This window comes from Vibrio sp. sp1, assembly GCF_016920955.1.
Classification (GTDB): Bacteria; Pseudomonadota; Gammaproteobacteria; order Enterobacterales; family Vibrionaceae; genus Vibrio; species Vibrio alginolyticus.
Window position 1 is genome coordinate 764,331 of record NZ_CP060590.1, and the last position, 22,226, is coordinate 786,556.

Consider the following 22,226-nt stretch of genomic DNA (forward strand, 5'->3'; position numbering starts at 1 on the left):
ATTACAATGGCAATGGTACAAGGTAAGTCATTAAAGTATCGTGTTTGGGCTACTCATATTGCAATGTGGGCATTCTTGGCACTGATTATTTTCCCTTTACTGATGATCATCGCGATTTCATTCCGTGAAGGTAACTTTGCAACGGGTAGCCTGATCCCAGACAACCCAACACTTGATCACTGGAAATTGGCATTAGGTTTCTCGGTGACTAATCCAGACGGTACAGTTACACCGCCACCATTCCCAGTAATGACATGGTTGTGGAACTCGGTAAAAGTGGGTGGTATTTCTGCAATCCTAATCGTGGCGCTATCAACCACATCGGCTTACGCGTTTGCTCGTATGAAGTTCAAAGGTAAGAACACCATTCTTAAAGCGATGATGATCTTCCAGATGTTCCCTGCGGTGTTGGCACTGGTTGCTCTGTACGCGTTGTTCGACAAACTGGGTCAGTACATTCCTTTCCTTGGTCTGAACACGCATGGCGGTCTGATCTTCGCTTACTTAGGCGGTATCGCACTGCACGTTTGGACCATTAAAGGCTACTTCGAAAGTATTGACTCGTCTCTAGAAGAAGCAGCGGCTCTTGATGGTGCTACACCATGGCAAGCATTCCGTTTGGTATTGCTGCCACTGTCTGTGCCAATCCTAGCGGTAGTCTTCATCTTGTCGTTCATCATGGTAATTGGTGAAGTTCCTGTAGCGTCACTACTGCTTTCTGATGTAGACTCGTACACACTTGCAGTGGGTATGCAGCAATACCTATATCCACAAAACTACTTGTGGGGTGACTTTGCCGCAGCTGCTGTACTTTCAGCAGTGCCAATCACTGCCGTATTCTTACTTGCGCAGCGCTGGTTGGTTGGTGGTCTAACCGCTGGTGGTGTGAAAGGATAATCTCTTGTGGTCTGAGATTGATAAGAATAACTAGAAAAGGGCGACCACATGGTCGCCCTTATACTTAGCACGGATATTACAATTTTGGTTTGGCCGCCGATCAGTAATATCTTGGCTTTTATTGGCGTTACGCATAGCTGGCTGTTAGCTTAGTTCCTTACGATTCAATCACTAACAGTTTTTGTAACCATAACCTGAGTTTAGACTCAGGTTTTTTTATGCCTGTTAAAGGCAATTGTGCAATAAGTAGATAGAGATTAGCGGCTTTGCAATGGATTACACAGGGCTTGAATAATGCCCTGCGTAGCACTTCACATAAATAACTAGAGCTTAGTAAAAAGCTAAATTGAGGTAGGGAAGGAAGAGATTAAAACTCTCGGCTGGAAGGTGCGCATCCAACGTATTGAAGCAGCGTGTACAAACTTTCTTGCTGCAGTGCGACGCGACGAAATAGATTAGCAAAGGTAACGTCACCGCCAAAGCAAGTTTGAATGTAATGATTAATTTCTGTTTCGTTATACCCCTCGACGTACATGGTTCTCACCCACTGGTACTCGACCGCTTTTAAATTGGTCAACGTCTCTTCACTTAAGGTCGTTTCTTTTAGTCTCAAGATCCAAACTCTATCCAACTCTAAAATAATGGATGGATTTAAGCAAAGCTAGGTGAAGGATTTATGACAGAGAAGGGCGAGCGTGAAACAAATGGCAAAACCATGATGTTGCTCCACACTCTGGGTCTAGGTAACGTTGAGGTACTTAATAGCGTTCTTAACGGATGCCAGTTACTTGAGATATTTAACGTGTGCTTCCATTTCTTCCCCAATCTCTTTACGCATGTTCATAAGACGGATAGCGGATTGCTCTAAGGCTTTGTCTTCATCTGACTCTGGAATCCATTTCGGTACATCGGTTGGTTTTCCGTTTTCATCTACAGCAACCATGATAACGATACAGTGAGTGGTGAGTCTGTTTTTCATTTGCTTTGGATCACTAGCTTGCACGTCAATCGCAATGTGCATTGAGCTTCGTCCGGTATAAATGACTTTCGCGCTAACTTCGACTAAGTTGCCGACATGAATCGGCGCAACAAACCGAATGCCGCCAGCATATGCGGTAATGCAATATTTACCACTCCACGCTGCAGAACAGGCGTACGCTGCCAAGTCGATCCATTTCATTACGGCGCCGCCGTGCACTTTTCCGCCAAAATTTACGTCGCTGGGTTCTGCTAAAAAGCGAAGGGTAATGTCTCTTTGACCACTGCTCATCTGTCTTTCCTTGATGGGTTATTGTTTTCCCAATTTAGCAGCAAGATGAATTTTCGGGAATAGCGAATGAAACAAAACATTAACTTTTATTCGAACGCTGGAAGTGACAAGCCACAGCGTAGTTCTATGGCTTGAGGTGTAGATGTTAATTGGCGGTAGAGGCAATCTCAGAATTGGACAATGGTTTTCTCTGTCTTACTTTTATTTGCGACAGGATAACGCCAGAGATGACTAACAACCCACCAATAATGTGGTAAGCGTAAATTTTCTCACCAATTAGTGTTGAAGCAAGTATGACGGAAACCACAGGCATTAGGTTCATGAACATAGCACTTGAATCAGCACCAATTGAATCAATCGCTTTGACCCACATCAGCGGCGCGAAAATGGAAGCAGCAATACCAGCATAAGCGATTAATGGTAGCGCGTCTTGGCTTGGTAACAGTTGCTCACTAGAGAGCCAAAGTGGTGTGAGCATCAAAACAGAAAAGAAGCCCTGCATGTAAACCAGAGTCAAACTACTGAATGGCATTTTCCAGCGTTTTAGCAGAACACAATAAGCCGCGTATACCATGGCAGCAACGAGCATTAAGCTGTCACCTTGCGTTAAGTCTTGATGTAAAAAGTAAGTGATATCACCGTGACCAAGCATAAATGCCAAGCCGCCGAGCGAAATGACACCACCGACGATACTTAACATTGATATAGATTTACCGAGCAATGGGACACTTAAAAACACACTGATCAAAGGAACTAAAGAGGTGATCAGGGCCATATTAGAGGCCGTTGTTGTTAAACCGGCATAGTATCCAAGTGACTGGTTGAGAACCATACCAAGTAACGCAAGAAACGCCAACTTAGCTAAGTAAGGTCGAATAATGTGTCGTTGTTTGATGATTGCAGGCAGGCAAAATGGCGTTAGGAGTACCATTGCGACAAACCAACGGTAGAAACTCATCGCACTTGGTTCAATGGCGCTCGCAGCCATCTTGTTCACAATTGAGTTACCACCCCAAATCATAACGGTGAAAAACGGAAGTAAATAAATCATGAGAACCCTATAGCACAATTATTGATGGCGCTAGTCTGGCAGGTCTTTATAATAAAAAGTATCTCTTAAAAGACATCGTAAGCGATAGGAAGACAATTTTGAAAAAGAGCGCCAGAAATCTTCACCCCTCCTTATCAATCGATCGTGCGCCATCAGATGTATTTATGAATTTCGAAGCGTTTCTCTCTAATACAGAAACACGAATTCATAGCCACCCTTGGGGGCAAGTGCAACTGATCAGCGGTGGGATTCTGGAGATGGATGCAGAAGACACAAGATTTCTAGCACCTCCACATCTTGCTATTTGGGTTCCCGCCGGAATTCGTCACACTAGCTACAACCGTAAGCCAATCGAATATTGTTCTTTGAATATTGCCCCTGAATTGACGGCGCATTTTCCAACTAAAACGAGCTTGATCAAAGTGACTCCAATCGTGTCATCTATTATTGAGGACTTTCGTCAGCGAGACATTAACGTGGCGCAAACTGATGAAGACAAGCGCTTGGTACAAGTGTTATTGGACCAGCTTGCAAAGCAAGAAGTCGAACATCACTTTTTACCGACTACCGACAATAAGTATCTTGAACCGATTTTAAAAGCAGTAGAAGAATCGCCGACGGATGAGATCAGTTTGGCGGAGTGGGCGGCAAAAGTGCATACCACAGAACGCACGTTAGCGAGACATTGCCAGAGTGAGTTGGGCATGAGCTTTACTGAGTGGCGCTTACGTGTGCGATATTTACATTCTATGGAGTTGCTGCGTAAAGGGCAGACCGTAAAAGAAGTCGCTCTGACGTTAGGTTATAACCAAGCCAGCCCTTTTATCGCGATGTTCAAGAAATACTCCGGCATGACACCGGAGCAATACAAGAATCGATTGTTGTAAAAGTGTAGAGTCTATTTTAAAAAAATTGACAATGCGCTGTATGATGACCGACTCGAAAAGCTGATGGTATTGGAAAGACCTACGTCTATCTTGTGTCAGATTGAGTCAGAATTATAACCTTGAGAATTCGCTTTATTATCATTGCTTTACAACATGCCTGTAAGATTCTTTAGATGATACAATGTGCTAAAGTGACAAAAAACTCAATTGACACCGCTTAGATTTAAGTATTGATTGTTATTAGTTTCTTCAGCCGCCAATTTGTCCCTACTTTTCAAGGAAGTAGAGTTGTACTGTGCAACTATAACTCTTCTACCCTCAATCGTGAGTTCCAATGTGGGTGACCATATATTCTGATCGCGATGCGTCACAATAATCACGGTCGAGTTCAATGTTTGAATATGTTGAGCAATACTTTTTTCGGTTGCTTCGTCTAATGCTGCCGTCGCTTCGTCGAAAATGAGGATTGGCGCCTTTTTAATGAGAGCTCGCGCAATTGCGACTCTCTGTCTTTCACCTCCTGACAACCCTGAGCCTCTTTGTCCTACTGTTTGATGTATTCCTTTAGGAGATGAGTCAATAAGTTTGTCCAATTGTGCGTGTCTTGCAAAGCTCTCAACTTCATAATCACTTGCATTGGGATTACCTAACCGAATGTTATCCGCCAATGTGCCAGTAAAAATGACCGGTTCTTGAGCAACATAGGCTATATGCTGGGTGAGCACGTCATAAGGGATATTCTTTAGATCTATCCCTCCGAGCGAAATAAGACCTTGGTCAGGATCATCAAACCTTAGAAACAGGCCCAGTAAAGTGCTTTTGCCACTGCCACTGACTCCATTGATGACGACGGTATCACCTTGTTTGATCTCCGTGCTAGCATCTTCAAAGAGATCTAAATGGCCCACAAGGTTCAGTTCGAACTTATGGTTTTTGGGGGAGGTTGCAAATTGAGGATTAGGCTCAGGCAGAACAGGGACATTCGTTAACTGAGCGTAATTTTTAATTGAGGATTTTACGTCGTTAATCGCAAAGCCTGCCAACGCGAGTTCACCCAAAGGTGCAGCTGCACGGGTAATCAATATCAATAAAGCCAAGACTAATAAGGGTTGAGTAATCGGCTCTAAGACGAGATAGATGGCGATACCTGCAAGGGGTAAAATCGTTGCCAATCCTGATACTAAGGTTGCGATAGAAGCGTTACGATTAATAGTTGAATGAGCTTCTTCTTGTGCGTGCCAACTCTGTTCAATACGCTCGATTGAGCGCTCAGGCCCCGCTGTTGAGCGAAGTAACTCAAGGTGATCTATGAGCTCAAGTGTTGATTTAGTCGCTTGAAGCTCTGCGTCATGTCGGTCGCTATCTGAGCGACTTAGGTATCTTTGCGCCTTGTACTGAACGAGCAGTGCAACTAGTAACAGTACGGCACTGAGTAGTGCAATTTCACCTCCTCCAACGACCCCAATACCGATAATTAAAAATATGGGTAACATTGGAGCGTGTAAAAATGTTTGTAGCTGATGAGCAGGAATGGCCATAAAGCCAGGTATTCCTCGTTCTGCTAGTTGAGTGAGCTGAGTTCTATGCTGATCATTAAACCAAGCTAACTTTGCTTTACTGAGCGAATGACCTACTGATGAATAAAGATCCCCAGCCAGTTTCGCACCAGAGAGAAATCCAGAACGAGTTACAATAACGGTAACTATCACAGTTAGAACAGCAGCTATTATGACGTTCAATGGTGAAGCTTGTTCGACAATAGATATTGCAAGAAATGTGTAAGCCGTTGCCTCAAATAATGCAACTAGTCCCCAACCTATAGCGACTCGATATAGACGGTGCTTTGCACTTTGTGGAATTGTCGAATTGGAATAGAGGGTATTGTGAGCCGTCATACTTCTTCATCCTGTCGTTGAGCCTTTCTGTTGAGCATCAATGTAGTGTCTGCAAGTTTCGCGAGTTCTGAGTCGTGAGTAATTATGATCAATATCTTGTCTTGTGTTTTCGCAAACTTCGCGAGATTTCTGATCACAGTGAAGGCCGTATTTTTATCGAGAGCACTGGTTGGTTCATCCAGTAATAGAACGTTGGCTTGAGTTAGAAATGTGTTAGCTATTGCGACACGTTGTTGCTCGCCTCCTGAAAGCACGCTTGCATCAGAATTGAGGTCAATCTTTAATTGAGCTTGTTGCAAAGCTTGGTTCAGCTCGTCGTCACTTGAACTTGGCGTTGATAGTTTCAAATTCTGCCTAATGGTAGTTTTGAGTACACCGATATCTTGGGGTACATAGCGTATGGCGGAGTATCGGGATATCTCAGAGAGTTTAGACAGTTGATTGCCTCCTAAGGTAACGAAGCCTGAAAGAGGTGTTTCTTGACCTGCTAATAGACGTAGTAACGTACTTTTGCCTGCTCCGCTAGGCCCCATGATGGCTGTAAATGAACCCCGTGGGAAGTAGTGGGAGAAGTTATCAATAATATTAACAGTTCCATTAGCCACTACGATATTTGATGCTTGTAGTGATAGCGGTTTTTCTCCCGCGCTCAAACTGCCACTTTCTATTTGTGGTTGCTGTAAAAAGTCGCTGATGTTCTTTGCAGCATTCTTTCCTGCGTTAACGTAGTCCAATCCATGGCCAAGCTTCAGTGCGGGTGATACGACGGCCAAACCAAAAAAGAATAGCGACGCCATTGCCACGGGACTTAATTCATAGCCAATGGTATAGGCCATTGCGAAAGTCGAAACCGCTTGAAGTAATGCGGTAGCAATTGCTGCTGGAAGGGCAACGCTACCAACCCATTTCACTATGCCGTGAGTAAAGCGTCTTGTGGCATCATTATAGCTGTCGAGTGCTCCTGCTTGCGTGCCGTAAATTCGATTTACTCGGATACCTCTTGTGTAGTCGTTTACTGCGGTAACGATATCACCCATTATTGTCATGCGCTCTTTGCCATGTTTAGCGGCAAACCTAGGTAAAAAGAGTAGGTAGTACAATGATGCAATTAGACCAGGGAGCAGAGTAAGCATCGCTACCGGACCTGTGAGATTCAACATGATAAAAATAGAAGTTGCGGGTACGACAATGAATGTCACGAGTTCTGAAGGCAAATGCGCAACCATGTGGTGAAGCGTGCTGATGTCTTCGGAAACTATGCGACGCAGTTGATTATCACCATATTGAGAGATGGTCTTGCTTGGCAAGCGCGTCAAGTGCTGAGCAACTTGGCGACGTAATCGAGTGGAAAACTGCGACTCGGCATCATGAACTAACCACGAGCCCACTGATGAGGCAAGTGCGCTAGCCGCCCAAAGTCCTATGGCACCGTAAATCCATTGGTTTGCAAATTTATCGATAAGGTTTATCAAGCATAGCAGTGCACCAACTTTTGCCACAGCGGCAAGTGCTTCACAAAACGTTCCCAAAGCAAGCTTCTTAATCGATGGCTTTAAGGCTGGCATTAAGCTAGGCGTAACGTAATGTTGGCTGATTTTACTTATCATATTGTCACCTTATCTAGCCTATCAAGCGAAAATAAGGAGAACGTGGTAGAGCATATTGAGCTCTTATCGTTTTTCATATAAAGCCTATGGAAGTGGACGTTGATGGATTATGTTTTGAATTAACTTTGGCCGTAGGTGTTGCGAGCTCTTTGTCTGCTTGAATGTTGAAGATGAGTACTTCCTTTGATTTGTTGTGAATTTTCATGAACAGCCAAATGGGAGTAAGTCCCCCTTAGAAGGCAGGCTAAAGGGGAGGTGGAGGGATTAGAAATCCGCAGTAGCTGACAGCATCACTGTACGTGATGCGCCAAGAGCTAGGTCCGCATAGTGGGTGGTTGTCCAGTAATCTTCATCCAGTACATTGTTTACGCTAAGGCGCCAAACCACGCTTGTTTCAGCAATTTTTGAGTTGTAGCGTGCGCCAAGATCAAGAATAGTCTGTGCAGGTAATGCCTGAGTGTTTTGTGCATCAATGTATTGTTCAGACATATAGTTCGCTTGGCCGATAAGCGTGAGATCACGCATCGCAGGGAGGTTCCATTCTAATGCGAGTTTAGCTTGTAAATCGGGTAGCTTAGTTGCTTGTTTCCCCTCCTCTGTCACATCTGTTGCTTTTGTAATCTCTGCATCTGTATAGGCGATACCACCGATGAGTGTATAGTCCTTTGATAGTGTGCCGTAGAACCCCCATTCAATACCGCGATTGCGCTGTTCACCACCGAAAGAAAAAATGTTGGTATCCGGATCTTGGTACCCATTTGGCTTTTTAATCTCAAATAAACTGAACGTATGAGCAAAGCCGTCCAGGTCAAGCTTCACGCCTGCTTCAGTCTGTTTGGTTTTTTGGGGTTCAAAAGCCTCTCCTGCGTTTGCAGCGCTAGAGCCTGCTGTTTTCCCATTCGTTAAGCCTTCGGTGTAGTTACCATAAAGCGAAACTGAGCTCGAAACTTTGTATAATGCTGCAAGTGCGGGAGTGTAAGTACTTTCCTTAAACTTGGTGGTAGGAAGCGACATTCCGTTCATTATTATTCCAGATTCATAATCAATGCTCTGGTAACGCAAGCCGAGCGTGATTTGATATTTCCCATCAACAAAAGATAACGTATCGGCAATGCCATAGCTGACCTGAGTTGAATCGACAGGTAAACCATAGTAGTTGTCGTAAACTGAATTTTCTGGTCCCCAAACAGGATCATAAATATTCGAGTTCCAAGGGGCTGGATTATTATTACCTGTTGGAGAATCATTTTTATCTTCTCTAAAGTAAGTACTATTCAGTACAAGGTGGTGTTCTACTGGGCCAGTGTCAAAGTTGCTACGAACACCTATCTCACCTGAAGTCCGTTTGTTCTCGAGCTTAACTGATCCGAGAGATACCTCTAGGTTACCCTCGTTATCGATGATTTTGATTCGTTGCGGTACATTTGAATGAAAATCTGTACGGCTACCACCCAATGCGCTGTATACAGTTACAGAGTCACTAACGTTTAGCTCCCCGCGAATCATCATCCCTTTATCTTCGCTATCATTGTAGGCCCAACTTGGCGTCAATAATGTGTCAGATGGAGGAGATGATGGGATTTTGAGACCAGAAGCGATGCTTAACCCACGGTTTGCACCTTCAACTCGCTCTGTACTGTAGTAAAAATCTGCTTCAAGGAAAGCAATGTCATTACGCCAATCAAGGCTTAATGATGCAAGTTGAGTTTTGTTGCTTTGGTTGTTTATCGCGGTGTCTCCATCTTTAAATGCACCGTTGAAACGAATACCAAATTCTTCATTTGTACCAAAGCGACGTCCAATATCGATATGTCCTCCGAATTGAGTGTCCGATAAGTAGCTGCCGGTGAAAGATGTGATTGGTGTTTCTTGTGCTCTTTTTGTCACTAAGTTGATGGTGCCACCAACAGATCCATTCGGTGGCATACCGTTGAGCAAAGAAGCAGGACCTTTAAGTACATCAATACGTTGATACATTTCAGGAGAGGTTCGGTAATAAGGAGCGATACCATACAATCCATTAAACATAACGTCGCTAATGTCTGAGTTGAAACCTCTTACTTTGAAACTTTCTTTGTTTAAGCCGGTTTCACCGCTGGTGAAAACAGAGGGATCAGAAGCTGAGATTACATCTGAGATATCGCGTGCTTGTTGGTCTTGAATGTGTTTTTCTGTGTATCCAATCGTATTGAAAGGCGTTTCCATGAAGTTTTTGTCGCCAAGCATTCCCATATTACTCGCGTGAGAAACTTTGCCAGCGGCATAAACTCCGTTTGCTTCACCATAAACTGTCATTGATTCATCTACGACTTCTTCAGCTTGAGCGATACTAATTGGTACGACAAAAGTACTAAATTGAAGTGAAATAAAGAGGGCGATATGACACGGGCTTGGTTTGTTTTTCTGTGAAGAGTCCATCGCTATCTGATGATAGTCATGAGTCATTATAGATTCCTTTTCTTTGTTTGGGCTAGCTCACATCCGTTCTGACGTCGATTGAGTGTTGAATTACTTAAGATCCAACTCATTGTTATTAGATTTAGCTTTGGTAACCTTTTAGGATGTCTTCAATTATGATTTTCAGAGATGTGATGCTTGCTGAAGTGATGTACCAAGCATCGGCATCAACAAAAACGACGTTGTCGTTTTTCCATGCTTTGGTTTGACGGAGTAGTGGGTTTGCTAAGTGTTCCGCATCAATGACAGGCTTTCCTTCCATTACTGCTGTTCGATCAATGATGTAAAGAATGTCTGGATCAGCTTGGCTAATGAACTCGCTAGAAATTGGCTGACCATGCAAACCTGTCTCCACTTTTTCACTCGCTGGTTTTACCCCCAGAACATCGAAAACGAAGCCATAACGAGACTCAACGCCAAATGAGCTGAAAGCACCATTGTTATGCATGACAACCAAAGCTTTTTCAGAACGCTCTTTCGTAACAGCGCGCACTTCTGCGACTTTTGCATCGATTTCGGCAACTTTCTGTTGGGCTAGCTCCTGCTTTTCAAAGATCTCACCAAGCTCTACAAGGTGTTTCTTAATGGTATCGACGTGATGGTCACGACTATTACGGTAGTTGATGTCAAAATGTAAAGTCGGAGCGAGTTGAGAGAGTTCTTCATACTGATTAGCATGTAGCGGAGTCATCAATACGAGATCTGGTTTTAGGGCATAGATCTTTTCCATATTAGGCTGAACTATCGCACCAAGATCCGCTATCTCAGGTGTGTCTTTGTATTTCGCTAGAAAGTGAGGAACAAAGTCTTTCACCATTCCTGAGATTGGAACATTTAGCTGATCTAAAAAGTCCACTTCGTTCATATCTAATGCTGCCACTCGTTGAGGGCGATGAGAAATAGTAGTTGCTCCGAGATTGTGTTCAATCACGATGAGCTTTTCTAATGGCTGAGTATCTTCAATTTTAGTTATTTCCGGCTCGCAACCTGATAAGGTTCCTAGAGCGCAGCAAGCAAGCGCGATACTCAAACGTAGGGGGCTCTTAAACATGGGGTATTTCCTTTTTGTCAGTGAGTTGTCTTTAAACAGGCGAGTAACAGTTTTCATATTTGGCTTCTTGTTCTTATCGTGATGGCTAGGAAATATCCCCCACAAAGGACATTCACCAAAATAGAGACGGTGGTTTTAAAGTTAAATAAGTGCTCTATCAGAAGTTGACCAGACAAGAACATGACAATTGCAATAGCACAAGCAACGAGCAATATGTGTCTGTAGTTCGGTGCGCTAGTAACGGAATAAGCAATATTGGCAATAAAAATTCCCATAAAAGCCGTTGGGCCAATCAAGCTCGTCGAAATTGCTACTAAAATGGCGATTACAGCAAAGAACTTTGGTACATATTGCTTATCATTTAGTCCTAATGACATCGCTTGGTCTCGACCTAGACCTATCACATCTAGCTCGCGTGACCATCTGTTAGCAAAGAGTGCCAAAACGCTTAACGCAATACTGGAAAAAAGTAACGTAGAAGGTTTCGCTCGCTCAAACGAGGTATAGCTGAGCCCTTGAAGGATAGAGAATTCTCCAGTGCTTATTCTGAGCTGGATAAATTGAGCAAGAGTTGTCAGCACCATTGTCAAAACAAAGCCAATCAGCAGAACTTGGTGCATGTCATGTTTAAATCTATTGAGTACCCAAGATTGAATCGCTAAGGAATACAACAGAATGAGTATTGCAGAGACAGCGAAATTACCGACAACACCTAATGTAGCAATGCCAGAAGTGCCCCCTAGTAATAAGAGTAGGGTTTGCCAAACCAGATAAACCGACTCATATCCCATAATGGATGGCGTAAGAATACGATTACCAGCTAAAGCTTGGAAAATAACAGCAGAGATGGCCACGCAGCTGCCCCCAATAACTATGGCACCAAGTTTAATCAGCCTCTTAGGGATGACGTAATCAAAATCCCACCCAGAGCTTGTAAAGATAAAGGCGATAGACAGTATGCAAACGAGTATAATGCTCACTCGCATGTTTGAGTAATGTGATCTCATACTCGTGCTCCTTTCAAAAGAAACACAAGAAACATGACTCCCCCGATAGCACTGGCTGTTAATCCAATTGGGACTTCAAAAGGAAAGGCAACAACTCTGCCTATGACATCGCAAAAAATAAGTAACGAAGCGCCGCCTAGTGCAACGATTGGTAGGGTGTTTTTAAGGTGATCGCCATATTTTAGTGCGACTAGGTTAGGTATGACTAAACCGATAAAATGAATGGCACCTACGGTCACCACTGTTATAGCAACTGTCACGGAAACTAGCATTAGACCCAAGGCGGCAGTGAACGCAATATTAATTCCAAAGTTGGACGCAACATCTTCGCCCATTCCCATCACAGTAAACTTATGTGCATATAAGTAAGTCAGTAGGGTGATGGGTAAAATCAAGAAAATTATTTCATAGTGTTCTTGGACCACTTTGGAGAAATCTCCCATTAACCAACCGGACATACTCTGTAAGATGTTGTTTTGATAAGCATAAAACTCCGCTATAGCACTTAGTACACTACCAAACATAAGCCCAATCACAGGTATTAACGCAGAGTTACTGAATTTAATTTTTCGTACGATGGCAATGTAGATAAGGCCAGCGGCGAAGCAAAATAGTACGGCGAAGAGCATACGTTCAAGCTTGTCTGAGGATGGAAGCATGACGATAGATACCAAAATACCGAGCTTTGCCGCATCGATACCGCCTGTGGTGCCCGGCTCAACAAAACGATTTCTAACAATATGTTGAAGAATAACACCACATATTGCGAGACCAGATCCGGTAAGAATTAGTGCGATTAGCCTTGGTAATCTGCTAGCAGTAATCGGTAGCCAAGCTTTGTCATCCATGGTCAGCAATAACGACCAATCTAGTTGGTTTGCGCCGACGAAAATTGAAGTTAAGCACAGTATAAAAAACAGGCTTACTACGTGAATACTCATACAGAATCTGCCCCAAAATAAAGTGAGTTTCTCTTAACTTATGACTTGGGGATGGAATACGAATAATGAATATCTATTCGCATATAGGTTCTAAATTCCAACAAAACATAACCAAGTTATTTTTTATAAACATTAAGGTCACAATCCAGCCCTCAAAGTATCACTAGGCCATACCTAAAAATTCAACGTGCTGATTTGGCTTTAAAACTGGATTAACTAGCAAAAGAAAAGTGCCGCTTTCAATGCAAAGAGAAAGAGGTTCTCGATTTAAAATTAAAATACAAATGATAATTATTTTCATTATATCTTTGTTTTTTCGGTTAAGCAATGAAGTTCATATGTGTTTCTCTAAAAAGATCAATCGCGTATAAAAAACAAGGCAATGGCTAATGCATGTGCTTTTGGGTAAGTGATTAAAAAATAAAGCCAAAGAGCATTAAGCTTTCTTATTGTTTAAGGATGTTTTTCGCTTCAGAAGCTCGTTGGTTGAGGTTTGATTTAAATGGTATGACGATAGTTTGTTCAGGAAGAGGAGTTAGTAGTGACGATGATGTCTAGATGTCGTTTGTATTTTAGGATTTATTAGATACCGCATTAAAATAGCGTCATAAAGTCGTGATGCTTCGCATCTTCAGTGTTAGCGATGTTAATGCGGTAATTTCTAATAAACTAGCGAATTAATGTCTCAACTTGCTTTTGGAGCAAAGTAAAGCTGATTCACAATTCAAAGACATCGTCAGTTGCTTTATTGTTAACCTGTGTTATTCGAGCTTACTTAGTACGTAATTCAGACCACCGACCACGGCTGCAACCTGCGCATCGTTGCATTCTTCGTCGGTCACCGTTGGGCTGTCTGGGTACACTTCCGTTGTCGTGCCGTAAACGCAATTTGTTACACCGCCACACAGGCCCAGTTTTACCATTGGGTAGTTGATAACGCCAAACTGTACGACGGGTGAACCGATGATTTCGCCGTTTTCATCTGCTGGTGCAATGTGAGTCACTTTTGCAACTGACTCAATGACCGCTTTTTGGAAGTCAGGCTGAGGGTTTTCACTATCTCCCACCGTGTAAAAGCCATCTGGGATCATACCTTCAATGTACTCAATACCATCACGAGCAGCTAAGGCTGGACGGAACTCAGTTTCGTCAGAATCTGTCGTTTCATGTAGATCAATGTGCATTAACACATCGCCTAAAGTTGCAACTAGCTTTATGAGGTTAGCGGACTCTTCGGCAGGACTATCCTTATAGAAAGAGCGGTTTGGATCAATCGCGTTTGGATTCCAGCGGTTGATCACCTCGTAACCCCAAGGGCTTACGCAGGGGGCAACGACAATATTGAAATGCTCTGCATAGCGCTCTGCTTCCGTTTCTACAAACTTTAATGCGCCATGTACACCGCTGGTTTCGTAACCGTGCACGCCGCCTGTGACCAACACAGCAGGTTTAGTTGAATCCCAATTGCGTGTTTTGATACAAAACAGAGGGAAGCGTGCCTCGTTGTATGAGAGCGCACCATATTGTTCAACATCAAAACGCTCGCGTAGGGCATCGATTTTACTGACGACTTCATCTTGGTAGCTACGTTTTACTTCTTGCGTTGCTAACCAAGCTTTACGTTCTTCTTCGTTCCAAGGTTGGCCAGGAGTACCGATCGGGTAAATGTATCCACTTTTCATCTATACTTTTTCTTTTGACTGCTGAAAGGTATCACAAGACTAGACCTGTCTTATCTTTACGGCAATATAAAACACCATTTGGGGTGGTATTCTTTGCAAAATCATCACTTTGATGAGTGATTCATTGGTGTTACATTTTGTTACTTACTCAATTTCATATAAGAGACAAAAAATGGCTGGAGCAAGTTTACTCACACTGTTGGACGATATTGCCACGGTGCTTGATGATGTCGCCTTAATGTCAAAAATGGCGGCAAAGAAAACCGCAGGTGTATTGGGAGATGATCTAGCGTTAAACGCTCAACAAGTGTCTGGTGTTGCATCTGAGCGAGAGATTCCAGTGGTTTGGGCGGTTGCAAAAGGCTCATTCAAAAATAAATTGATTTTAGTTCCTTCAGCTTTACTTATTAGCGCGATTATTCCATGGCTTATTATGCCATTATTGCTAATTGGCGGCTTATTTCTCTGCTTTGAAGGGGCAGAGAAAGTACTTGAGAAAGTGTTTCCTCACTCGCATCCGCACGAAGAAAAAGAGGAGCTAGTTAATACTGGAGAGTCGATAGAAGAGTATGAAAAGCGTAAAGTTTCTGGTGCGATTCGAACAGACTTTATCCTTTCAGCAGAGATCATCGTGATTGCGTTAGGTACCGTGACAGGAGCCAGTCTTGTTACGCAAATTTTAGTTGTCAGTTTAATTGCAGTGATTATGACGGTTGGAGTTTATGGACTAGTCGCTGGGATTGTGAAGCTAGATGATTTAGGCCTTTACCTTGAAAGTCGCTCAAATGGTAAAGGTTGGGTAGCGAAAGTCGGAGGGGCCTTGGTCGCTTTTGCACCAAAGTTGATGAAGTTGTTAACCATTGTAGGAACTGCTGCGATGTTTTTGGTGGGTGGAGGAATTGTGGTGCACAACGTGCCAGCCATTCATCACTTTGTAGAGCCGATTATTATGAACTTTAGTGGTCATTCGGTTGCTACAGCCATTTTGCCTATTTTACTGAACGGTATTATCGGCTTTGTGGCGGGGTTGGTTGTGGTTGCGGTATGGACGATGGTTGAAAAGCTTCGTGGTCAATAATCACATCTAAAACATGAGACGATAATAACAAGGGTCATGACTTCTTTTTACAAAAAGCATGACCCTGTTTTATGGGTGAAACGTCAGTAAAGTACTTACTTCACTTTCCACTCGATCTGTTCATTTGCTCGAATAGGCACAACGATATCATTGCCAAATGGCATCGTTTCTGGCACATCCCAAGCGGATTTTTCTAACGTTACTGTATCTGTGTTACGTGCAATGCCGTAAAAATCAGGACCGTTGAAGCTTGCGAAAGCTTCCAAGTTTTCCAACTTGCCTTCTTTTTCGAAGACTTCTGCATAAAGCTCTAGCGCAGCGTGTGCAGTGTAAGAACCAGCACAACCGCAAGCCGATTCTTTTGCCCCTTTCGCATGTGGCGCTGAGTCTGTACCTAGGAAAAACTTCTTGCTACCACTAGTTGCTGCTTCGATCAGCGCTTGCTGGTGGGTTCCGCGCTTAAGAATTGGCAAACAGTAGAAATGAGGTTTAATACCACCCACAAGCATGTGGTTACGGTTGAAAAGAAGGTGGTGGGCAGTGATGGTAGCCGCTACGTTGTCTGAGGCATTGTTAACGAAGTTTGCTGCGTCGGCGGTGGTGATATGTTCTAGTACGATTTTAAGATTAGGGAAATCATTGACGATAGGAGCGAGGACGGTATCAAGGAATTCTTTTTCTCGGTCGAATATATCAACATCGTGATGTGTTACCTCCCCATGAACCAAAAGTAACATTCCTACTTCTTCCATTGCTTCTAAAACGTGATAAATGTTTTTCGCATTGGTCACACCGGAATCTGAGTTTGTTGTGGCGCCAGCAGGATAGAGCTTGGCAGCAACAATGTGTCCGGTTGCTTTAGCCTTACGTATTTCGTCTGGTGTCGTGTTATCTGTAAGGTAAAGCGCCATTAAAGGCTCAAACTGTTCGCCATGTTGCTCTTTGAGAATTCGGTCACGGTAGGCTAGGGCGAGCTCAGTTGTAGTAACAGGTGGGACGGTATTTGGCATAATCAGCGCACGGCCATTGTAGCGGCTGATGTCGCGAACGGTGTCTTTAAGAACTTCCCCATCGCGTAAGTGAACGTGCCAGTCGTCAGGACGAGTGATAGTCAGTGTTGTCATTAATTGCTCCCACCATTGAAAAGTTGTCTGATTGGAGCCTAAGCGCTGTATTTGCTTTTGAGCAAACGCTTGCGCTTAGGCGACAGGATGATAGAGGAATTGCCCTCATATTTCATCCCATTTTTCAATTTTATAAAGAGTGAGAGTGTAAGTGGTTACTTCATTGTTAACCAAAGCGCGTGGATCGTACCTGGTAGAAAGAAGAAACACGTCAATATTAGATTAATCAAAAAGTCTTTATTTAGACCTTTCTCCATAAACACCGCGACAGGCGGAAGAAAGATACATAACAAAATCAGAACCAGTTTTCTTGTATCCATAATTAAGCTCCAAATCGATAAATGGGAGTAGTGATAACTTGGGTGAATTATGTGTGTCGTATCACACTTTATCAAACGGTATTTGGTCAGAACGGTGTTAAAAAACGCGAATATTGAGTGTAGTAAATACTTGTCACTAAAACCAAATTTATAAGAATATGGTTTCGAGAAAGTTGAAATGGATGAAGAGGCAGCAGACTCTGCAACTTAATGTGATTTGAGTATACAATACCGCAACAAATAAAAAACACCCGTAGGAAGAAGGCCATGTCGCAACCCGTTTTATCCCAAATTAATGTTTTTCCGGTTAAGTCAGTTGGCGGATTATCGCTGTCGTCCGTATGGGTTGAGAAGCAAGGATTGAGCTTCGATCGTCGCTTTATGATTGCGAAAGCTGATGGCTCGATGATCACTGCGCGAAAGTATCCGCAAATGGTAACCATTAAGTCTGCCTTATTGTCCGATGGAGTGGTGTTTAGTAGTTTGGGTATGGAGCCACTTAAAATCCGTTACCAAGATTTCAAAATGCAGGAGACACCTGCAACGGTTTGGAAAGATACGTTTACTGCCTATACCACGACAGATGATGCAGATGACTGGTTTAGTCGTGTGTTGGGGCAGCGCGTTGAGTTGTTGTTTAGTGGTGAGCAATCGAATCGTGTCCGTGAAAAGCTAGGTCAAAACGTCAGTTTTGCTGATGGTTATCCGGTTTTAGTGATCAGCCAAGCTTCACTTGATGAGCTGAACCGAAGAAGTTCAGAGCTGCACTCAATGGATCAGTTTCGTACTAACTTAGTTGTCTCTGATACTAAGCCATTTGAAGAAGATTCATGGAAGCGCATACGAATCGGTGAGGTAGAGTTTGAGTCTCTCAAACCTTGCGAGCGCTGTATCCTGACTACGGTGAATACCCAAAGAGGCACATTCCGTGAGAGCAAAGAGCCGCTCAAAACCTTGCAACAGTTCCGTGCAAACGATGTCGGTGGTGTGTTCTTTGGCCAGAATCTTGTCGCGCGAAATGAAGGCATTATTCGTCAAGGCGATAAAGTTGAAGTATTGGAGTACAAAGAGCCGGAGTTTTACGCAGATAACTCGCCAGTGCGCATGAAGCTTACATGTGTTGAGCGTGAAGAAATTGCCCAAGACTTTGTGACCTTATGGTTAGAGCCAAACAAAGGTTCGTTGCCTAATTACTTGCCAGGACAACACCTGCCAATAGAGGTGAATATTGATAGTAAGAAAGTGGGTCGACGCTATACCTTATCATCCAGTCCTTCTCGTCCGGGTCGTTATGCTATTTCTGTAAAGCGTATCGCGGGCGGAAGAGTCTCTAACTCACTCTTAGACAACTTACAAGTCGGTGATGTTTTAGAGGCAGAACAACCTGACGGTCAGTTCCACCTTAAAACGCATGAAGCGCAGCCTCTGCTGTTACTCTCTGCGGGTAGCGGAGTAACACCAATGTTATCAATGGTGCGTTACTTAGCGGATCATAATCAGTTGGAGAACGTGGTTTTCTACCATCAATGTCGGACCGAAAATGATATTCCTTGTCGCTCAGAGTTGGAGCAGTTAAAGCGTGAGCACCCAGGGCTAGAAGTAAAAGTCTGTTTAACGCAGCCTGCCGTTGATTGGTTTGGGTTAAAAGGGCGTTTAAGTTTGTCACACATTAAGCAAATCAAAGATGTTGAACAGCGCCAAGTGTTTGTGTGTGGCCCGGATGGCTTTATGGATAAAGCAAAAAGTCTTCTACTAAGAAAAGGGCTGCCAGAGGAAAACTACCATCAAGAAGCGTTTGGAGTTTCTTCTCTTACGTCAAAGCCAGAGAAGAGTCTCGCTATTGACTTTAATGGAACTAAATTCGTAGGCAACAACCAAAAAACGTTGTTAGATCAGCTCGAAGATGCTGGGAAGGTCATCAGCAATAGCTGTCGTGCAGGCTTATGTGGTGCCTGTAAAGTTCAGCTTACGTCGGGTCAAGTACATCATCCGGACGTGCCCGCGTTGACTGATGAGGAACGTGCAATGGGAACCGTATTGGCGTGTTGTGCTGTGCCAGAGACGGACGTAACAGTAACCAACTAGGCGAGAGCAACTTTGTCCTTCGACAAAAACTGTTCCTAGACAAAAAAACGCTGCTATTTTTAGCAGCGTTTTGAGTTTTAAAGAGAGCTGAAAATATCGCTTAGTCGTAAATCGTCGGGATTGGCTGGCGTTTGTGCTGCGTTGCTTTGTAAATCGCTACCAGACGGTCACTAACTTGCTGTGGAACAGGTTTGCCCTCTAAGAAGTCGTCGATTTGCTCGTAAGTTAGGCTTAGGGCATCTTCATCTGCTTTCTGTGGAGCAAGCTCTTCTAAGTCTGCTGTTGGCACTTTCTTCACTAGTTGCTCAGGTGCACCCAATGTAGCAGCCACTTCACGAACTTGGCGTTTACTTAATCCGAACAATGGTGCCATGTCACAAGCGCCATCACCAAATTTAGTGTAGAAACCAGTGATGTTTTCTGCTGAGTGATCAGTACCAAGAACAAGGCCGCCTACGTAGCCCGCGATCTCGTATTGAGCAACCATGCGAGCACGCGCTTTTACATTGCCTTTTACGAAGTCGACTTTTGCTGCATCAGTTGGTAGAAGATCTGTGCCTTCTAATGCAACGTGAGAAGCCGAATGAAGCCCGTCAACACCTGCTTTGATGTTCACCGATACAGAATGGGTTGGCTGGATAAAAGACAGAGCGAGCTGAGCCTCATCTTCATCTTTTTGCTCCCCGTAAGGCAGGCGAACTGCGATAAATTGGTAGCTGTTGTTGCCCGCTTCTTCGTTCAGTTGGTCTACAGCCAACTGAGCTAAACGACCACATGTCGTTGAGTCAACGCCACCGCTGATGCCAAGAACAAGAGACTTACAGCCCGCTTCTTGCAATTTACGCTTAATAAAAGCGACACGGCGTTCAATTTCAAAATGCGGATCAATTGAAGGGAGTACGCGCATTTCGTCACGGATGGATTGTTCCATTTAGGGTTCCTTTTCCTGCAAATATTTCAGACTCTAAAGCACATTTGCTCAAATGGTGATAAACCATACAGTTGAGGCTCATTAAATGCGACTTTAGGGTCAAAAGCTGTAAAGATTAGTAGTATCATACCGAAATCATCAGATTAGAAAACTCTCTTCAACCAGGTAATCACCGGATATGAAAAAAATCGCCATTTTTGGTAGTGCATTTAACCCACCTAGTTTAGGGCATAAAAGTGTTATTGAGTCTTTGAGCCACTTTGATCTTGTGCTACTTGAGCCAAGCATTGCACACGCTTGGGGCAAGAACATGCTTGATTACCCAACTCGGTGCAAAATGGTTGACGCGTTCATCAAGGATATGGGGCTTTCTAATGTTCAGCGTTCTGATGCGGAGCAAGCTTTATACCAACCTGGACAAAGTGTGACGACCTATGCGTTGTTAGAAAAAATTCAAGAAATCTACCCAACTGCCGATATAACTTTTGTCATTGGTCCTGATAATTTCTTCAAATTTGCTAAATTTAGTAGAGCTGAAGAGATTACGGAACGTTGGACTGTTATGGCATGTCCTGAAAAAGTAAAAGTCAGAAGCACAGATATTCGCAAAGCATTGGCCGAGGGTGAAGAGATCGGTGCCTATACAACACCTTCCGTACGTGATTTATTACTTAGTAAAGGCTTATACAGAGAAACATTGTCTGGGAACTGAGAGGTCAGATTTTCATGGTCAGAGTCGTTTTATTTAGTGCATGTGCGCTGCTTGTGGTGACACAAGCTCATTCCGCGTGTAACTATTTTTCTGATCGTTCCGTGGTGTTTGAAGATAACACTCTTCCAATCTGTGAAGAAATTTTAGATTCCATCGGCGTGTTAAGTACTGAAGCATTGATTTGGTATGCAGCGGAAGCGAAGCTTGAAGGACCAACAGAAAACTATTGGGAGGAGTGGGCGATTAAGCCGGAAGACACCCCACTTCTAACTCAAAACTTAGAAAAGAATTACTTTGGTCTTGGTTTTTGGATGCCGGAAGAGCTTCGAGACGAAGAGAGTAAAATGGATACAGAAGAGTGGCTTCGTAGTCACGGGTTGATGTTCAGCGTTGGTTTTGGTGATAAATCCGACGGGCAGCCAAGAATGCGGTTTGATTATCGTTGGCACGAATATTATGACGCTGACTGGATGATGCAGATAGAGGTACCTTTCTAGACACCTCAAGCAAATGAAAAAAGGGCGTACATTATCAATGTACGCCCTTTTTGTTTTAATCTACTTTCTGTGTCCGTAATGCTGAAGACGTAGCTTGTTGAAGAGCAAGTTATAGCGCTTCTCCAAAGACTAAAAAGCAAAGCTGTTCATATTCTTCGGTGTTACCAGCAAAAAGAGAGTCAACAATTTGCTCTTCCTTCTTCCCCGACAGTTTCATTTTTCTTGCTTCACGTAGTGTTAGTACCAAGCAAAGCTCTTTAGAAATATTCATGTCACAGCCAGGAGTCCATTGATTGATGGTTCTCGTTAACGTTGAGTGCGCTAGTTTGGGAGACAGCGTCAATACTTCATGTCTTACTACTGTCAGTAGATCGGTTTGCAGACCCGAGCGTTCGGCAGTTGTTGCTAGCTTCTCGACGAGCGCTTTTAGTAGCGGTGAAGGCTTCACAAAGCCCGCCTGTTGTGAGAAGTCGTCATTTAAACGCACAGAAAAATCACAACGATATACACGAGAATTAGGTAAAAAGGTGAGGGAGCTCAAACATCCTTGAGGAATCCAAAAATATTGGCCTGGTTCAATGGCATACTCCTGCTTACCCAATTTAATGACGGCTAACCCTTCGATGACAGATAGTAGACTGTGCTTCAGTGCTTTTTTACGCGCAGCTACATCAAGAAAGGGGTATTTAGCGTCGTGAAATTCAATTGCGTAGTTCATTATGAGTACCAGTGTT

The 22,226-nt window shown here is 43.5% G+C and carries 20 protein-coding genes; 6 read left to right on the plus strand and 14 right to left on the minus strand.

The window, feature by feature from the left end:
- Positions 1–6 precede the first annotated feature (6 nt).
- A complete protein-coding gene (malG, locus tag H9L11_RS18905) occupies positions 7–897 on the plus strand; it encodes a maltose ABC transporter permease MalG (RefSeq protein WP_005375275.1) in 891 nt (296 codons plus the stop codon).
- A gap of 367 nt (positions 898–1,264) precedes the next feature.
- On the opposite strand, the gene H9L11_RS18910 is transcribed toward malG, so the two are convergent.
- The 3 genes from H9L11_RS18910 to H9L11_RS18920 form a co-directional block, all read right to left on the minus strand.
- Positions 1,265–1,510, minus strand: coding sequence for a hypothetical protein (locus H9L11_RS18910; RefSeq protein ID WP_005375277.1), 246 nt, complete (start codon positions 1,508–1,510; stop codon positions 1,265–1,267).
- A 171-nt stretch (positions 1,511–1,681) separates the two neighbouring features.
- A complete protein-coding gene (locus H9L11_RS18915) occupies positions 1,682–2,167 on the minus strand; it encodes an acyl-CoA thioesterase (RefSeq protein WP_005375279.1) in 486 nt (161 codons plus the stop codon).
- A gap of 145 nt (positions 2,168–2,312) precedes the next feature.
- Positions 2,313–3,218: a DMT family transporter gene (locus H9L11_RS18920; protein ID WP_017821248.1), complete on the minus strand. Its 906-nt coding sequence runs from the start codon at positions 3,216–3,218 to the stop codon at positions 2,313–2,315.
- A 98-nt stretch (positions 3,219–3,316) separates the two neighbouring features.
- On the opposite strand from H9L11_RS18920, the gene H9L11_RS18925 reads away from it, so the two are divergent.
- A complete protein-coding gene (locus tag H9L11_RS18925; RefSeq protein ID WP_005385013.1) occupies positions 3,317–4,105 on the plus strand; it encodes a helix-turn-helix transcriptional regulator in 789 nt (262 codons plus the stop codon).
- A 203-nt stretch (positions 4,106–4,308) separates the two neighbouring features.
- Here the strand turns inward: H9L11_RS18925 and H9L11_RS18930 are convergent, their stop codons facing one another.
- The 7 genes from H9L11_RS18930 to H9L11_RS18960 form a co-directional block, all read right to left on the minus strand.
- On the minus strand, positions 4,309–6,000 hold the full coding sequence (locus H9L11_RS18930) for an ABC transporter ATP-binding protein (RefSeq protein ID WP_033906768.1): 1,692 nt from the start codon (positions 5,998–6,000) through the stop codon (positions 4,309–4,311).
- Entirely contained in the window at positions 5,997–7,607 is a 1,611-nt protein-coding gene (locus tag H9L11_RS18935; protein WP_005375287.1) for an ABC transporter ATP-binding protein, read from the minus strand. The genes H9L11_RS18930 and H9L11_RS18935 overlap by 4 nt, the downstream gene beginning before the upstream one ends.
- Positions 7,608–7,871: 264 nt before the next feature.
- Positions 7,872–10,052, minus strand: a complete 2,181-nt coding sequence (locus H9L11_RS18940; protein WP_205391393.1) for a TonB-dependent receptor — start codon at positions 10,050–10,052, stop codon at positions 7,872–7,874.
- A gap of 94 nt (positions 10,053–10,146) precedes the next feature.
- Positions 10,147–11,115: a siderophore ABC transporter substrate-binding protein gene (locus tag H9L11_RS18945; protein ID WP_054701806.1), complete on the minus strand. Its 969-nt coding sequence runs from the start codon at positions 11,113–11,115 to the stop codon at positions 10,147–10,149.
- Positions 11,116–11,168: 53 nt separating this feature from the next.
- Positions 11,169–12,122 carry an iron chelate uptake ABC transporter family permease subunit gene (locus tag H9L11_RS18950; RefSeq protein ID WP_275890755.1) on the minus strand — a complete coding sequence of 318 codons (954 nt, stop codon included), beginning with the start codon at positions 12,120–12,122 and terminating at the stop codon, positions 11,169–11,171.
- Complete coding sequence (locus H9L11_RS18955) at positions 12,119–13,063, minus strand: iron chelate uptake ABC transporter family permease subunit (protein WP_205391394.1); 945 nt, start codon at positions 13,061–13,063, stop codon at positions 12,119–12,121. The genes H9L11_RS18950 and H9L11_RS18955 overlap by 4 nt, the downstream gene beginning before the upstream one ends.
- Before the next feature lie 761 nt (positions 13,064–13,824).
- Positions 13,825–14,745, minus strand: coding sequence for a M14 family metallocarboxypeptidase (locus tag H9L11_RS18960; RefSeq protein ID WP_205391395.1), 921 nt, complete (start codon positions 14,743–14,745; stop codon positions 13,825–13,827).
- A 172-nt stretch (positions 14,746–14,917) separates the two neighbouring features.
- Here H9L11_RS18960 and H9L11_RS18965 point away from each other — a divergent pair, with 172 nt between their 5' ends.
- A complete protein-coding gene (locus H9L11_RS18965; RefSeq protein WP_017821242.1) occupies positions 14,918–15,823 on the plus strand; it encodes a DUF808 domain-containing protein in 906 nt (301 codons plus the stop codon).
- Positions 15,824–15,918: 95 nt separating this feature from the next.
- Here the strand turns inward: H9L11_RS18965 and pyrC are convergent, their stop codons facing one another.
- Both pyrC and H9L11_RS18975 read right to left on the minus strand, forming a co-directional pair.
- Complete coding sequence (pyrC, locus tag H9L11_RS18970; protein ID WP_005385019.1) at positions 15,919–16,947, minus strand: dihydroorotase; 1,029 nt, start codon at positions 16,945–16,947, stop codon at positions 15,919–15,921.
- A gap of 155 nt (positions 16,948–17,102) precedes the next feature.
- Positions 17,103–17,267: a YqaE/Pmp3 family membrane protein gene (locus H9L11_RS18975; protein ID WP_005375297.1), complete on the minus strand. Its 165-nt coding sequence runs from the start codon at positions 17,265–17,267 to the stop codon at positions 17,103–17,105.
- Between the two features lie 267 nt (positions 17,268–17,534).
- Between H9L11_RS18975 and H9L11_RS18980 the strand changes: the two genes are divergently transcribed.
- Positions 17,535–19,352: a hybrid-cluster NAD(P)-dependent oxidoreductase gene (locus H9L11_RS18980; RefSeq protein WP_205391396.1), complete on the plus strand. Its 1,818-nt coding sequence runs from the start codon at positions 17,535–17,537 to the stop codon at positions 19,350–19,352.
- 100 nt (positions 19,353–19,452) lie between these two features.
- On the opposite strand, the gene nadE is transcribed toward H9L11_RS18980, so the two are convergent.
- Entirely contained in the window at positions 19,453–20,283 is an 831-nt protein-coding gene (nadE, locus tag H9L11_RS18985) for an ammonia-dependent NAD(+) synthetase (RefSeq protein WP_005375299.1), read from the minus strand.
- A 178-nt stretch (positions 20,284–20,461) separates the two neighbouring features.
- Here nadE and H9L11_RS18990 point away from each other — a divergent pair, with 178 nt between their 5' ends.
- Positions 20,462–20,995 (plus strand): nicotinate-nicotinamide nucleotide adenylyltransferase, encoded by a 534-nt coding sequence (locus H9L11_RS18990; RefSeq protein WP_005375300.1) that lies wholly within the window; start codon positions 20,462–20,464, stop codon positions 20,993–20,995.
- Positions 20,996–21,009: 14 nt separating this feature from the next.
- Positions 21,010–21,492 carry a hypothetical protein gene (locus H9L11_RS18995; protein ID WP_017635276.1) on the plus strand — a complete coding sequence of 161 codons (483 nt, stop codon included), beginning with the start codon at positions 21,010–21,012 and terminating at the stop codon, positions 21,490–21,492.
- A 109-nt stretch (positions 21,493–21,601) separates the two neighbouring features.
- Here the strand turns inward: H9L11_RS18995 and H9L11_RS19000 are convergent, their stop codons facing one another.
- Entirely contained in the window at positions 21,602–22,210 is a 609-nt protein-coding gene (locus tag H9L11_RS19000; protein ID WP_033906775.1) for a hypothetical protein, read from the minus strand.
- Positions 22,211–22,226: the final 16 nt, after the last annotated feature.

Excerpts from the sequence above, each read along its gene's own strand:
- malG (WP_005375275.1), top strand. The coding sequence starts at position 7 with ATGGCAATGGTACAAGGTAAGTCATTAAAGTATCGTGTTTGGGCTACT.
- H9L11_RS18915 (WP_005375279.1), bottom strand. The coding sequence starts at position 2,167 with ATGAGCAGTGGTCAAAGAGACATTACCCTTCGCTTTTTAGCAGAACCC.
- H9L11_RS18920 (WP_017821248.1), bottom strand. The coding sequence starts at position 3,218 with ATGATTTATTTACTTCCGTTTTTCACCGTTATGATTTGGGGTGGTAAC.
- H9L11_RS18930 (WP_033906768.1), bottom strand. The coding sequence starts at position 6,000 with ATGACGGCTCACAATACCCTCTATTCCAATTCGACAATTCCACAAAGT.
- H9L11_RS18935 (WP_005375287.1), bottom strand. The coding sequence starts at position 7,607 with ATGATAAGTAAAATCAGCCAACATTACGTTACGCCTAGCTTAATGCCA.
- H9L11_RS18940 (WP_205391393.1), bottom strand. The coding sequence starts at position 10,052 with ATGACTCATGACTATCATCAGATAGCGATGGACTCTTCACAGAAAAAC.
- H9L11_RS18945 (WP_054701806.1), bottom strand. The coding sequence starts at position 11,115 with ATGTTTAAGAGCCCCCTACGTTTGAGTATCGCGCTTGCTTGCTGCGCT.
- H9L11_RS18950 (WP_275890755.1), bottom strand. The coding sequence starts at position 12,122 with ATGAGATCACATTACTCAAACATGCGAGTGAGCATTATACTCGTTTGC.
- H9L11_RS18955 (WP_205391394.1), bottom strand. The coding sequence starts at position 13,063 with ATGAGTATTCACGTAGTAAGCCTGTTTTTTATACTGTGCTTAACTTCA.
- H9L11_RS18960 (WP_205391395.1), bottom strand. The coding sequence starts at position 14,745 with ATGAAAAGTGGATACATTTACCCGATCGGTACTCCTGGCCAACCTTGG.
- H9L11_RS18965 (WP_017821242.1), top strand. The coding sequence starts at position 14,918 with ATGGCTGGAGCAAGTTTACTCACACTGTTGGACGATATTGCCACGGTG.
- pyrC (WP_005385019.1), bottom strand. The coding sequence starts at position 16,947 with ATGACAACACTGACTATCACTCGTCCTGACGACTGGCACGTTCACTTA.
- H9L11_RS18975 (WP_005375297.1), bottom strand. The coding sequence starts at position 17,267 with ATGGATACAAGAAAACTGGTTCTGATTTTGTTATGTATCTTTCTTCCG.
- H9L11_RS18980 (WP_205391396.1), top strand. The coding sequence starts at position 17,535 with ATGTCGCAACCCGTTTTATCCCAAATTAATGTTTTTCCGGTTAAGTCA.
- nadE (WP_005375299.1), bottom strand. The coding sequence starts at position 20,283 with ATGGAACAATCCATCCGTGACGAAATGCGCGTACTCCCTTCAATTGAT.
- H9L11_RS18990 (WP_005375300.1), top strand. The coding sequence starts at position 20,462 with ATGAAAAAAATCGCCATTTTTGGTAGTGCATTTAACCCACCTAGTTTA.
- H9L11_RS18995 (WP_017635276.1), top strand. The coding sequence starts at position 21,010 with ATGGTCAGAGTCGTTTTATTTAGTGCATGTGCGCTGCTTGTGGTGACA.
- H9L11_RS19000 (WP_033906775.1), bottom strand. The coding sequence starts at position 22,210 with ATGAACTACGCAATTGAATTTCACGACGCTAAATACCCCTTTCTTGAT.